Origin of the sequence: Pseudomonas sp. FP1742, from assembly GCF_030687145.1 — a bacterium.
Taxonomy (GTDB): domain Bacteria; phylum Pseudomonadota; class Gammaproteobacteria; order Pseudomonadales; family Pseudomonadaceae; genus Aquipseudomonas; species Aquipseudomonas frederiksbergensis_D.
In genome coordinates, this window is the sequence record NZ_CP117460.1 from 648,320 (window position 1) to 661,186 (window position 12,867).

At 60.6% G+C, this 12,867-nt stretch carries 9 protein-coding genes; 7 read left to right on the forward strand and 2 right to left on the reverse strand.

Translation table 11 applies throughout. The features are described 5' to 3' along the window. The first annotated feature begins 108 nt into the window (after positions 1 to 108). The 6 genes from PSH64_RS02840 (at position 109) to PSH64_RS02865 (ending at position 10,922) form a co-directional block, all read left to right on the forward strand. Entirely contained in the window at positions 109 to 2,412 is a 2,304-nt protein-coding gene (locus PSH64_RS02840) for a YgiQ family radical SAM protein (RefSeq protein ID WP_105340466.1), read from the forward strand. A gap of 214 nt (positions 2,413 to 2,626) precedes the next feature. Beyond that, the gene (locus tag PSH64_RS02845) at positions 2,627 to 3,547 is read left to right on the forward strand and encodes an NAD synthetase (RefSeq protein ID WP_305479856.1); all 921 of its coding nucleotides are present in this window, start codon (positions 2,627 to 2,629) and stop codon (positions 3,545 to 3,547) included. After that, entirely contained in the window at positions 3,544 to 3,993 is a 450-nt protein-coding gene (locus tag PSH64_RS02850; protein WP_305479857.1) for a hypothetical protein, read from the forward strand. Before PSH64_RS02845 ends, PSH64_RS02850 begins: the two co-directional genes overlap by 4 nt. Positions 3,994 to 4,181: 188 nt before the next feature. After that, on the forward strand, positions 4,182 to 7,457 hold the full coding sequence (locus PSH64_RS02855; protein ID WP_305479858.1) for a DUF2126 domain-containing protein: 3,276 nt from the start codon (positions 4,182 to 4,184) through the stop codon (positions 7,455 to 7,457). Between the two features lie 88 nt (positions 7,458 to 7,545). After that, positions 7,546 to 10,032 carry a circularly permuted type 2 ATP-grasp protein gene (locus PSH64_RS02860; RefSeq protein WP_305479859.1) on the forward strand — a complete coding sequence of 829 codons (2,487 nt, stop codon included), beginning with the start codon at positions 7,546 to 7,548 and terminating at the stop codon, positions 10,030 to 10,032. Further along, positions 10,032 to 10,922, forward strand: coding sequence for a transglutaminase family protein (locus PSH64_RS02865; protein WP_105340463.1), 891 nt, complete (start codon positions 10,032 to 10,034; stop codon positions 10,920 to 10,922). The genes PSH64_RS02860 and PSH64_RS02865 overlap by 1 nt, the downstream gene beginning before the upstream one ends. Before the next feature lie 151 nt (positions 10,923 to 11,073). Here the strand turns inward: PSH64_RS02865 and PSH64_RS02870 are convergent, their stop codons facing one another. Continuing rightward, positions 11,074 to 11,265, reverse strand: coding sequence for a hypothetical protein (locus PSH64_RS02870; protein WP_105340462.1), 192 nt, complete (start codon positions 11,263 to 11,265; stop codon positions 11,074 to 11,076). A 68-nt stretch (positions 11,266 to 11,333) separates the two neighbouring features. Then, a complete protein-coding gene (locus PSH64_RS02875) occupies positions 11,334 to 11,921 on the reverse strand; it encodes a TIGR00730 family Rossman fold protein (protein WP_007902708.1) in 588 nt (195 codons plus the stop codon). A gap of 345 nt (positions 11,922 to 12,266) precedes the next feature. On the opposite strand from PSH64_RS02875, the gene azu reads away from it, so the two are divergent. After that, complete coding sequence (gene azu / locus PSH64_RS02880) at positions 12,267 to 12,713, forward strand: azurin (RefSeq protein WP_105340461.1); 447 nt, start codon at positions 12,267 to 12,269, stop codon at positions 12,711 to 12,713. The last annotated feature ends 154 nt before the right edge of the window (positions 12,714 to 12,867 follow it).

A 12,867-nucleotide genomic window follows, 5' to 3' on the forward strand; every position in this document is an offset into this window, starting at 1 on the left:
CGCTCCCATTTGGGTTACGCGTAATTTCCGACTATAGCCGTCGGAATTGGTTATTTTTTGTGCTATATTCCGCGCCCGCGATTTTTCATCTCAACACCGGTCATCGACATGCAAGCAGCCAAGCCATTATTTGACTATCCAAAATATTGGGCCGAATGTTTCGGGCCAGCGCCATTCCTGCCGATGAGCAGGGAGGAGATGGATCAGCTCGGCTGGGATTCCTGCGACATCATCATCGTCACCGGTGATGCCTACGTCGACCATCCGTCGTTCGGCATGGCGATCATCGGCCGGCTGCTGGAGGCCCAGGGCTTCCGCGTCGGGATCATCGCGCAGCCGAACTGGCAGTCCAAAGACGACTTCATGAAGCTCGGCGAGCCGAACCTGTTTTTCGGTGTCGCGGCCGGCAACATGGACTCGATGATCAACCGCTACACCGCCGACAAGAAAATCCGTTCCGACGACGCCTACACCCCCGGTGGCCTGGCGGGCAAACGTCCGGATCGCGCGAGCCTGGTTTATAGCCAGCGCTGCAAGGAAGCCTACAAGCACGTGCCGATCGTGCTCGGTGGCATCGAAGCGTCCCTGCGCCGCATCGCCCACTACGATTACTGGCAGGACCGGGTGCGTAACTCGATCCTGATCGACGCCTGCGCCGACATCCTGCTCTACGGCAACGCCGAGCGTGCGATCGTCGAAGTCGCCCAGCGTCTGTCGTTCGGTCACAAGATCGAAGACATCACCGATGTGCGCGGTACCGCGTTCATTCGTCGCGACACGCCAAAAGACTGGTTCGAGATCGATTCCACGCGCATCGACCGTCCGGGCAAGGTCGACAAGATCATCAACCCGTACGTGAACACCCAGGACACCCAGGCTTGCGCCATCGAGCAGGAAAAGGGTCCGGTGGAGGATCCGAACGAAGCGAAGGTCGTGCAATTGCTGCCGAACCCGCGTCTCACTCGTGAGAAAACGGTCATCCGTCTGCCGTCGATGGAAAAAGTCCGTGGCGACTCGGTGCTCTACGCCCACGCCAACCGCGTGCTTCACCTGGAAACCAACCCGGGCAACGCCCGTGCGCTGGTGCAGAAGCATGGCGAAGTGGACGTCTGGTTCAACCCGCCTCCGATTCCGATGACCACAGAAGAAATGGACTACGTGTTCGGCATGCCTTACGCACGGGTTCCGCACCCTGCGTACGGCAAGGAAAAGATTCCTGCCTACGACATGATCCGTTTCTCGGTGAACATCATGCGTGGCTGCTTCGGCGGCTGTACGTTCTGCTCGATCACCGAGCACGAAGGCCGGATCATCCAGAACCGTTCCGAAGAGTCGATCATTCGCGAAATCGAAGAGATCCGCGACAAGGTGCCAGGCTTCACCGGGGTGATTTCCGACCTCGGCGGCCCGACCGCGAACATGTACCGCATCGCCTGCAAGAGCCCGGTCATCGAATCCGCATGCCGCAAGCCGTCCTGCGTGTTCCCGGGTATTTGTGAAAACCTCAACACCGATCACTCGTCGCTGATCCAGCTCTATCGCAGCGCCCGTGCCTTGCCGGGTGTGAAGAAGATCCTGATCGCCTCCGGCCTGCGCTACGACCTCGCGGTCGAGTCGCCGGAATACGTCAAGGAGCTGGTGACCCACCACGTCGGTGGTTACCTGAAGATCGCCCCGGAACACACCGAGGAAGGTCCGCTCAACCAGATGATGAAGCCGGGCATCGGCAGCTATGACAAGTTCAAGCGCATGTTCGAGAAGTACACCAAGGAAGCCGGGAAAGAGCAGTACCTGATTCCGTACTTCATCGCCGCGCACCCGGGCACCACCGACGAAGACATGATGAACCTGGCCCTGTGGCTCAAGGGCAACGGTTTCCGTGCCGACCAGGTGCAGGCGTTCTACCCGTCGCCGATGGCCACCGCCACCGCAATGTACCACTCGGGCAAGAACCCGCTGCGCAAGGTCACTTACAAGAGCGACGGCGTGACCATCGTCAAGAGCGAAGAGCAGCGTCGTCTGCACAAGGCGTTCTTGCGTTACCACGACCCGAAAGGCTGGCCGATGCTGCGTGAAGCGCTGACCCGCATGGGCCGTGCTGACTTGATCGGGCCGGGCAAGAACCAGTTGATTCCGCTGCACCAGCCGGCGACCGACAGCTACCAGAGCGCCCGTCGCAAGAACTCGACGCCGGCTGGCAGCCACAAAGTGGCCAAGGAAAAGACCACCAAGATCCTGACCCAGCACACCGGCCTGCCACCGCGCGCCAGTGATGGCGGTAACCCGTGGGACAAGCGTGAACAGGCCAAGGCAGCGGCATTCGCCCGCAACCAGCAGGCGGCCAAGGAGCGCAAGGACGCGGCCAAGGGCAAGGGGCCGAAGCCTGCGCGCAAGCCGGTCGTGCCGCGTTAATCTCCGCGCCATATCGCAAAACGCCAGCCTCAGTGCTGGCGTTTTGTTTTCTAGCGAGTGTGCGGCCTGTTTGCTAAGGTGGCGCGCACTTCAACGGCTGCCCGGACAACCGATTTCCCTGTATAACGCCCAATCCTGTGGGAGCCGGGCTCGCCCGCGATGACGGCGGCACAGGCAATAAAGATCTCACCCCCGATTCTCAAGGACGATTTACATGAGCAACCCCTTACCGGGTATCGGCATGGATTACAGCCCCTCCCAGTTCATGGCCCGCCAACGCATCGAAAGCCAGATCAACCTGCCACGCCTGTTCGCCGCCATCGACGCCGACCCCGGAATCGTCGGCGCGGGCGTTGTGTACATTGACGCTGAGTTCAACGTAGTGACCCTGCGCGAGTTCAAGCCGATTTGCAGCATCAAGCCCAAGCGGATCATTTTGCGCGAGGCGCAGAAGTACATTGCGCCTGCGCAATTCGTCCAGCAGGTGCAGGACAATCCGCGCGAATCGCGCCTGGTTGGTGAGGCAGTCAACACCAGCTTATCGTGCGCGGGTGCAGTGATCGGCTGGATCGTAGTGCTCAGTGGCTCCGTGGCTATTCCGTTTTCGGCAGGGGCAAGTACGGTGGTCGCTGCGCTCGGTTATACCGCTGCGGCTGCCAGCTCAGTGCAGTGTTTTGCCAGCGGCTATCGGACCCGCAATGAGATCGTCAACCCCGCCCGTAACGATGAGCTCGACAGCGAAGAGTGGTACCAGTACACCATGATTGCGCTGGATGCTGCGTCCTTGGTCGGGGTAGGCGCATCCACGCTGACAACGCTCAAACTGGTCAGGCTGAATAAGGCCACGACCGGGAAAAGTGTCAGGGAAGTGCTCAGGGGGCTGAATCGACAGGAGCGTGCCAAACTGACCAAAGAACTATTGAGCATCAACGACCCGCGCTTGACGTCGAAGATGATCAAGTTGAAGCAGTTGTCGGGTGAATTGCCCAAGCGTTTCACACCCACCGAGGTCAAGAATGCAACGGTCACTCAGATAAAAGACGCCTTGGGCGCCGCTATCGGTTTTACCGGCAGTGCAATTTCGGGCAATGTCCGCACCATTGCCGTAGGTCTGTACGAGGAGGCTGAGCAATGAATGAGCTGCCCAGCATTCGCAATTTTCTATCGAAGTATTTCCCGGTCTTCATGGGGGCAATATTCGCGTCAATTTTTACCCTGGTCTTTGCGGTGCCTTTGTTTTTCGAAAGCTATTTTCGAAACCTTCCGTTGGCTGACAGCGCCAAGTACTCGTTTTTCGGGGGGATCGCGCTGACCCTCATTGTCGCGCACTGCCATTTCATGGTCGCGCGCGGTCGTCCGCATTGGGTGCGGCCTCTGGTTGTGCTTCTGGCCCTTTGTTTTCTTGGGGTATTGCCCACCATTGCATATGAGGTGCATCCCCTGACTTATGCTGTGACGTTGTTGTTCCCATTGCTGGCGCTATTGCTGCTCAACAGCAAGCGTCACCGCGAGATGCGCCAGAAGCTGCTTGAAGTACGTCACTTGCGCCAAGCTGTTATTGCAAAGCACAAAGCCCGTTAGTTGAGTAGATTCGGGCCCCGCCCTTCACACGTGCGCCACAAATATGTGCAACTCTCGCACCATAACCGCGGCCACGGCGCCGTTTTGGTGCTGTACTGCACCGGGTCTGTTGATAAAGCGCAATGACCGCCGCTCTGGCATAAGTCTTGCGCGCTTTGTGTCTATGCCCTGGCTCGCAGGAGGCCGCCGTGTCGATTCATGTCGCATTGCATCACGTCACGCATTACCGCTACGACCGCGCCGTCGAGCTCGGTCCGCAGATCGTTCGCCTGCGCCCGGCTGCCCACAGCCGCACGCGGATACTGTCCTATGCGCTGAAAGTCTCGCCCGAGCAGCATTTCATCAACTGGCAGCAAGACCCCCAGGGCAATTACCTGGCGCGGTTGGTGTTCCCGGAGAAAACCGATGAGCTGCGGATCGAAGTCGACCTGCTGGCCGAGATGGCAGTCTTCAATCCCTTCGACTTCTTCCTCGAGCCCTACGCCGAGAAGATCCCTTTCGCCTATGCAGCGGACGAGCGCAAAGAGCTGGCGCCGTACCTGGAAACCTTGCCGCTGACGCCGACATTCAAGGCCTATCTGGACGGCATCGACCGCACGCCGTTGCCCAGCGTGGATTTCCTCGTCGCACTCAACCAGCGCCTGAGCGAAGACATCGGTTATCTGATTCGTATGGAACCGGGGGTACAGACCCCGGAATACACCCTTGAACAGGCCTCGGGTTCCTGCCGTGACTCGGCGTGGTTGCTGGTGCAATTGCTGCGCAACCTTGGCCTGGCGGCACGATTCGTCTCCGGTTACCTGATCCAGCTGACTGCCGATGTCAAAAGCCTCGATGGCCCCTCGGGCACCGACGTGGATTTCACTGACCTGCACGCCTGGTGCGAAGTGTATTTACCCGGCGCCGGCTGGATCGGCCTGGACGCGACCTCAGGGCTGTTTGCCGGTGAAGGACACATTCCGTTGGCGTGCAGTCCCGATCCGTCCTCTGCGGCGCCGATCAGTGGCCTGGTGGAACCGTGCGAGTGCGAATTCACCCACGAAATGTCAGTCGAGCGGATTTGGGAAGCGCCAAGGGTTACCAAACCCTACACCGAAGACCAATGGCTGGCGATTCAGGCCTTGGGCCGGCAGATTGATGCTGATTTGCTTGAAGGTGACGTGCGCCTGACCATGGGCGGCGAGCCGACGTTCGTTTCCATCGATGACCCGGACGGCGCCGAGTGGAACACTGCCGCGCTCGGGCCAGACAAGCGTCGGCTGTCAGCCGAACTGTTCCAGCGCATGCGCAAGCATTACGCGCCCAAGGGCCTGGTGCATTTCGGTCAGGGTAAGTGGTACCCCGGCGAGCAACTGCCGCGCTGGTCGCTGAACTGCTACTGGCGCCGCGATGGCGTGCCGATCTGGCACAACAGCGCGCTGATCGCCGATGAGCAGGAAGACTACGGCGCCGATGGTGAACTGGCCGGGCGTTTTCTGGCGAGTGTCGCCGAGCGCTTGAAAATTCCGACACGCTTCGTGTTCCCGGCCTACGAAGACAATTTCTATTACCTCTGGCGCGAAGGCGCATTGCCGCAGAACGTCAGCGCCGAAGACTCACGCCTGGAAGAGCCGCTGGAGCGGGCGCGACTGCGCAAAGTCTTCAGTCAGGGCCTGGATAAGGTGATCGGTCAGGTCCTGCCGCTGGCGCGTACCGCCAAGGGCGATCAATGGCAAAGCGGCCGCTGGTACCTGCGCGAAGAACACTGCCGGCTGGTACCGGGGGATTCGCCGCTGGGTTATCGCTTGCCGCTCGGCTCGCAGCCTTGGGTGAAAGCCGCGGAGTACCCGTTCATTCACCCCACGGACCCGAATCAGGACTTCCCTGAGCTGCCGGGTACCGACCAGCTACGGAATCACGCTCAACCGAAAACGGCTGACGAACGTGTGCCCGAGATCGACCAATCCGCCGACTGGCTGACTCGCACTGCGTTCTGCGCCGAAGCCCGAGAAGGCCGGTTGTACCTGTTCATGCCGCCGCTGGAGCGGGTCGAGGATTACCTCGAACTGGTTGCCGCCATCGAAGCCACCGCCGAGGAACTGCATTGCCCGGTTCTGCTGGAAGGCTATGAGCCACCGAGCGATCCGCGCCTGAGCAACTTCCGCATTACCCCGGATCCGGGGGTGATCGAGGTCAATGTCCAGCCGTCCGCGACCTGGGATGAGTTGGTGGAACGCACCGAATTCCTATACGAAGAGGCGCGCCAGACCCGGCTGACCACCGAGAAATTCATGATCGACGGCCGGCACACCGGCACCGGCGGCGGTAACCATTTCGTCCTGGGGGGCGCAACCCCGGCTGACTCGCCGTTTCTACGTCGTCCCGACCTGCTGCGCAGCCTGATCAGCTACTGGCATAACCACCCGTCCTTGTCCTACCTGTTTTCCGGGCTGTTCATCGGCCCGACATCCCAGGCACCGCGGGTGGACGAAGCGCGCAACGATTCGTTGTATGAACTGGAAATCGCTTTTGCACAGATGCCGAAGCCGGGTGAAGAGTGCCCGCCATGGCTGGTGGACCGCTTGCTGCGCAATTTGCTGATCGACGTGACCGGCAACACTCACCGTGCTGAATTTTGCATCGACAAACTCTATTCGCCGGACGGCGCCACCGGGCGCCTCGGCTTGCTGGAACTGCGAGCCTTTGAAATGCCGCCCCATGCGCGCATGAGCCTGGCTCAGCAGTTGTTGCTGCGGGCGCTGGTGGCGCGGTTCTGGCGCGAGCCTTATGCGCCGCCGAAGCTGGCGCGTTGGGGCACCGAACTGCACGACCGGTTCCTGCTGCCGCACTTCATCGAGCAGGATTTCGCCGATGTGATCGTCGACCTCAATGCCGCCGGTTATCCCGTGCGGGCCGAGTGGTTCGCGGCGCATCTGGAGTTCCGTTTTCCCAAGGTCGGCGACTACGCCGTCAGCGGCATCGAACTGGAATTGCGTCAGGCGCTGGAGCCTTGGCATGTGTTGGGCGAGGAGGGCAGCGCGGGCGGTACGGTGCGTTATGTGGATTCGTCCCTAGAGCGCTTGCAGGTCAAGCTTACGGGGCTACCGCCGCAACGTTATCTGCTGACCTGCAACGGCATTCCGGTGCCGTTGCAACCTACCGGTCGGGTCGGCGAGTTCGTCGCCGGTGTACGTTTCCGTGCCTGGCAACCATACAACTGCCTGCAGCCGACCATCCCGGTCCATGCGCCGCTGGTGTTCGATTTGCTCGACACCTGGATGGGGCGTTCTCTGGGCGGTTGTCAGTACCACGTCGCCCATCCGGGCGGGCGCAACTACGACAGCCTTCCGGTGAACGCCAATGAGGCCGAGAGCCGGCGAATGGCGCGTTTCTTCCGTATCGGACACACGCCTGGGAAACTTCCTGTACCGAAACTGGAAATCAACGACGAGCTGCCGATGACGCTCGATTTACGACGTTTCTAAACCGTACGCGACGCTCGGATTTTTCGTATATCCGGGCGTCATGAGCCTGCGGTAGTCTGATCGTTCTTTGCTGTCTGCCGAGCTTTCCATGCCTGACCTGCTTGACCGCTACCCGCTGACCGCGGGCACTTACCACGAACTGCTCGACGACAGCGGCGCCGTGCGCCCGCACTGGCGGCGGCTGTTCGATCAATTGCAACGCAGCACGCCAGCGCAACTGGTGCAGCGGCAGGCACTGCTGGCTCGGCAGATCCAGGAAAACGGCGTGACCTACAACGTCTACGCCGACCCCAAGGGGGCCGACCGGCCGTGGGAGCTGGACCTGCTCCCCCATGTGATTGCCGCCGATGAGTGGCAGCAGTTATCGGTCGGGATCGCGCAACGGGCGCGTTTGCTCAATGCTGTGCTGGCGGACCTGTACGGTCCGCAGCGTTTGATCGCCGAAGGCCTGCTGCCGGCTGAGCTGGTATTCGGTCACAACAATTTCCTTTGGCCGTGTCAGTGCATTGCACCGCCCGAGGGGGCCTTTCTGCATCTGTATGCCGTGGACTTGGCGCGCACGCCTGACGGTTGCTGGTGGGTGACCGCGGATCGCACTCAAGCGCCATCCGGTGCCGGTTACGCCCTGGAAAACCGCACCATCGTGTCCCGTGCCTTCCCCGAGCTGTACCGCGACTTGAAGGTGCGGCACCTGGCCGGGTTCTTCCGCACCCTTCAGGAAACCCTTGCCCGTCAGGCGCCGAGCGACGACGAAGTGCCGCTGGTGGTACTGCTGACTCCGGGGCGTTTCAACGAAAGCTATTTCGAACACTTGTATCTGGCTCGCCAGCTCGGCTATCCATTGGTGGAAGGCGGCGACCTGACCGTGCGCAATGCCACGGTATACCTGAAGACCTTGAGCGGCCTGCGCCGGGTTCACGCGATCATGCGTCGGCTCGACGATGACTTCTGCGATCCGCTGGAGCTGCGCACCGACTCGGCCCTTGGCGTGCCGGGGCTGCTCGAAGCGGTGCGTCAGGGCCGGGTGCTGGTGGCCAACGCCCTCGGCAGCGGCGTGCTGGAGTCGCCGGGGTTGCTGGGTTTCCTGCCGAAGATCAATCAGTTCCTGTTCGGTGAAGAACTGATCCTGCCGTCCATCGCGACCTGGTGGTGCGGTGAAGCGCCGGTGCTGGCCCAGGCCCTGGAAAAACTGCCGGAACTGTTGATCAAGCCGGCGTTTCCGTCACAGAGCTTCGCGCCGGTATTTGGTCGCGATTTGAGTGAAAAACAGCGCCAGGCTCTGGCCGAGCGCATGCAGGCACGGCCTTACGCCTATGTTGCGCAAGAATTGGCGCAACTGTCCCAGGCGCCGATCTGGCAGGCCGAAGGCGGACAGTTGCAACCGCGAGCCATCGGCATGCGCGTGTATGCGGTGGCCAGTCGGGAGGGTTATCGCGTGCTGCCCGGTGGCCTGACCCGGGTTGCCGCCGAGGCCGATGCCGAAGCGGTGTCGATGCAACGCGGTGGCGCGAGCAAGGACACCTGGGTGCTGGGCGATCGGCCGCCCAGCGGTGAACAATGGAGGGCCCAGCGCAACATTGGCGTTCACGATCTGGTGCGCCGCGATCCGTATCTGCCATCGCGGGTGGTCGAGAACCTGTTCTGGTTCGGTCGTTACTGCGAGCGCTGCGATGACAGCGCGCGGCTGCTGCGGGTCATGCTCGCACGCTATGTCGATGGCGATGACCCGCAAGCCCTGGAAGCGGCGGTCGATCTAGGTGAGCGCCTGAATCTGTTGCCGGAGGAGGGCGAGTTGCCGCAGCGATTGCTGGCGGCGCTGCTCGGCGATGATTGGCCGTTCAGCCTGCGCTCCAATCTGCAGCGTTTGCAGTGGGCGGCGTCGCAAGTACGCGGCAAGCTCTCGCGAGAGAACTGGCAAGCGCTGGTGGAGTTGCAGCGCGAGGCCATGGAGCTGGAAACCGAAGAGCCGGATTTCGGCGAGTTGCTGGATTTCCTCAACCGGTTGGTGATGTCGCTGGCGGCGTTGTCTGGTTTTGCCCTCGACGACATGACCCGGGATGAAGGCTGGCGCTTCCTGATGATCGGTCGACGGATCGAGCGGCTGCAATTTCTCAGCGGCAGCCTGGCCGCGTTTTTGCGCGGCGCCGGGGCTTTCGATCAGGCCGGGCTGGAGTGGCTGCTGGAACTGGGTAACAGCAGCATCACCTACCGCTCGCGGTACCTGGCGGTGGCGCAATTGATCCCGGTGCTCGACCTGTTGCTGCTCGATGAACAAAACCCGCACGCGGTGCTGTTCCAGTTGAAACTGGTGACCCGTACGTTGAAGCGCTTGAACGACGACTTCGGCGCGCCGCGCGAACCAGGTCTGCCGCAATTGGTGGAGCGGCTGGCGCGCTTCGATCTGGGCTGCCTGGAGAACTCGCTGTTCGGCCAGGCCAGTGTTCGCGCCGCTGTAGAAGGGCTGGCCGATCTGCTGCAGGAGATCGCCGATGCCAGCGGACAGGTGTCGGATCGCCTGGCCTTGCGCCATTTCGCCCATGTCGATGATGTCAGCCAGCGCACGGTGTCCGTCTGATGAGCGCCCATTACCAGATTTTCCACGACACCCATTATCACTACGACAGCCCGGTGTCCCTGGCCCAGCAACTAGCGCATCTGTGGCCGCGCGCCTGTGCCTGGCAGCGCTGCACCGAACAGCAGTTGCAGATCAGTCCCGAGCCGACTTCACGCCGGGATGAGCTGGATGTGTTCGGCAATCCGCTGACCCGGTTGGCGTTCGAGCGCCCCCACGATGAATTGCTGGTCAACGCTCGGCTCACCGTCGAAGTGCTGGAACGGCCGTCGCTGGACTTCAATCAATCGCCGGCCTGGGAAGAGACCTGCAACGCGCTGACCTACAGCACTCAACCACTCTCCCCAGAGCTGCTGGACGCCTGCCGTTACCGATTCGAATCGCCCTACGTGCATTTGAAGCGCAGTTTCGTCGAGTTCTCCGAAAGTTGCTTTCCTGCTGGTCGGCCATTGCTGTTGGGTGTTCAAGCATTGATGGAGAAGATCTTCAGCGAATTCACCTTCGACGCCGAGGCGACTCAAGTGGCGACGCCGCTGGTGGAAGTGCTGGAGCGGCGGCGTGGGGTTTGCCAGGACTTTGCCCATCTGATGCTCGCTTGCCTGCGCTCGCGCGGGTTGGCGGCGCGGTACATCAGCGGCTATCTGCTGACCCAGCCACCGCCGGGCCAGCCGCGGCTGATCGGCGCCGATGCGTCGCATGCCTGGGTGTCGGTGTTTTGCCCGGTGCTGGGGTGGGTGGATTTTGACCCGACCAACAATGTGCAACCGGCGCTGGAGCACATCACTCTGGCCTGGGGCCGGGATTTTTCCGATGTGTCGCCGTTGCGTGGAGTGATTCTGGGCGGTGGCAGCCATGATCCCGAGGTTAGGGTAACGGTAATGCCATTGGAGTAACGAAGATCCAGTGTGGGAGCGAGCTTGCTCCCACAGGGTATGTGCAGTTTTTTGAAGGGATTTCAGACTGGTCTGTGAGGGTCAGCAACATCGTTGCTGACCCTGGACACAGATCCGGTGGGCCTGATCAGATCATCGGGCCCTGAGGGTCTCAGGCGTCGGGCGCCTGATCTTTCGGTGCTTCAACATCACTTTCTGCGGCCACTTCACCTTCTGTATCCGGGTTCAGTGCGGCTGCTTCTTCTTCAGCTGTAGCTTTCTTGCGCTGAAGCTTTTCCTCTTTCTTCTGCTCCTTGGCCAAGTCTCTCTGACGTTTGGCGAAGGAATAATTAGGTTTAGCCATGGGCGATCCTCTGGGGTCGAAGGTGAGGTTGAGCGGCGCATATTCTGCCCTGTATCGGCACCGAGCCGTTAGCTGGGTTTTTGCTCGGTCCATTTTGGCGGCACCGAGGGTTGCCAGGCGTCCAATGCATCGAGCAGGGTTTGCGGCGATTCGCTCATTTGCAGCATGTCACGGTGTGCTTCGCGAACGAAGCCTTCGCCGACGATATGATCGAGAAAAGACGTCAATTTGCTGTAGAAACCGTTCACTTCCAGCAAACCCAGCGGCTTGCCGTGATAGCCGAGCTGGCCCCAGGTCCAGACTTCGAACAGCTCCTCCAGCGTGCCCAGGCCCCCAGGCAGGGCGATGAAGGCATCGCTGAGCTCAGCCATTCGCGCCTTGCGCGCATGCATGCCGTCGACCACTTCCAGGCGGGTCAGGCCACTGTGGCCGATTTCCTTGTCCTTGAGGCTCTGCGGGATGATCCCGATCACTTCACCACCGGCCGCCAGTGCGGCGTCGGCCACAATCCCCATCAGCCCGACGGCACCACCGCCATAGACCAGGGTCAGCTTGCGCTCGGCCAATGCTCGCCCCAGGGCGACAGCCGCTTCACGATAAGCCGGATTGGTGCCGGTGCTGGCACCGCAAAATACACAAACGGACGCTAAAGACATGCCTTACTCCATGGTCAATCAGGAGCACAGAGTAAAGGCAGGCTTGCATCGTTCCAAGGATTAAACCTCGCGTTCAGGTGTTTCGCAGGTGCCACTGGCACCGCAGGCGTAGGCGGCGAGCAAACTGCTCAATAAGCTGTTCAATGACATGACAGACGCTCCAAATGAGAGATGACGGCCCTGATGATAGGGCCGTCCCAGAGGTCTGGCTGGTAGATTGTTTCGATGGGTGTCATAGCCCGAAAGTTGTATACAATTTTTGATTCAGGTCATAGGAACTTGCGAAGATTTCAGGCAGTCTTCTGTCCATTAGCACTTTCGTTAACCCTGCCTTGGAGATTCACCATGTTTGCCAAACTTGTTGCGGTATCCCTGCTGACACTGGCCAGCAGCCAATTGATGGCTGCCGAGTGCAAGACGACCATCGACTCCACCGATCAGATGTCCTTCAACACCAAGGCCATTGAAATCGACAAAAGCTGCAAGACCTTCACCGTTGAACTGACCCACTCCGGCAGCTTGCCGAAAAACGTCATGGGCCATAACCTGGTGATCAGCAAAGAGGCTGACATGCAGCCGATCGCCACCGACGGCCTGGCGGCTGGCATCGACAAGAATTACCTGAAAGAAGGTGATACCCGCGTCATCGCTCACACCAAAGTCATTGGCGCTGGCGAAAAGGATTCTCTGACCATCGATGTATCGAAGCTCGATGCGGCCGGAAAATACGGCTTCTTCTGCTCGTTCCCGGGCCACATCTCGATGATGAAAGGCACTGTGACCCTGAAGTAAGGCGGGCTACCGCGTTATCGTTCTTCGCGAGCAAGCCCGCTCCCACATTGAATCTGTGTCGTATACAAATCAAATGTGGGAGCGGGCTTGCTCGCGAATGGGCCTTCAGCATCGACAAATGCTTAAGCCAAAGAAAAGCCCGCTGAGGATCAAC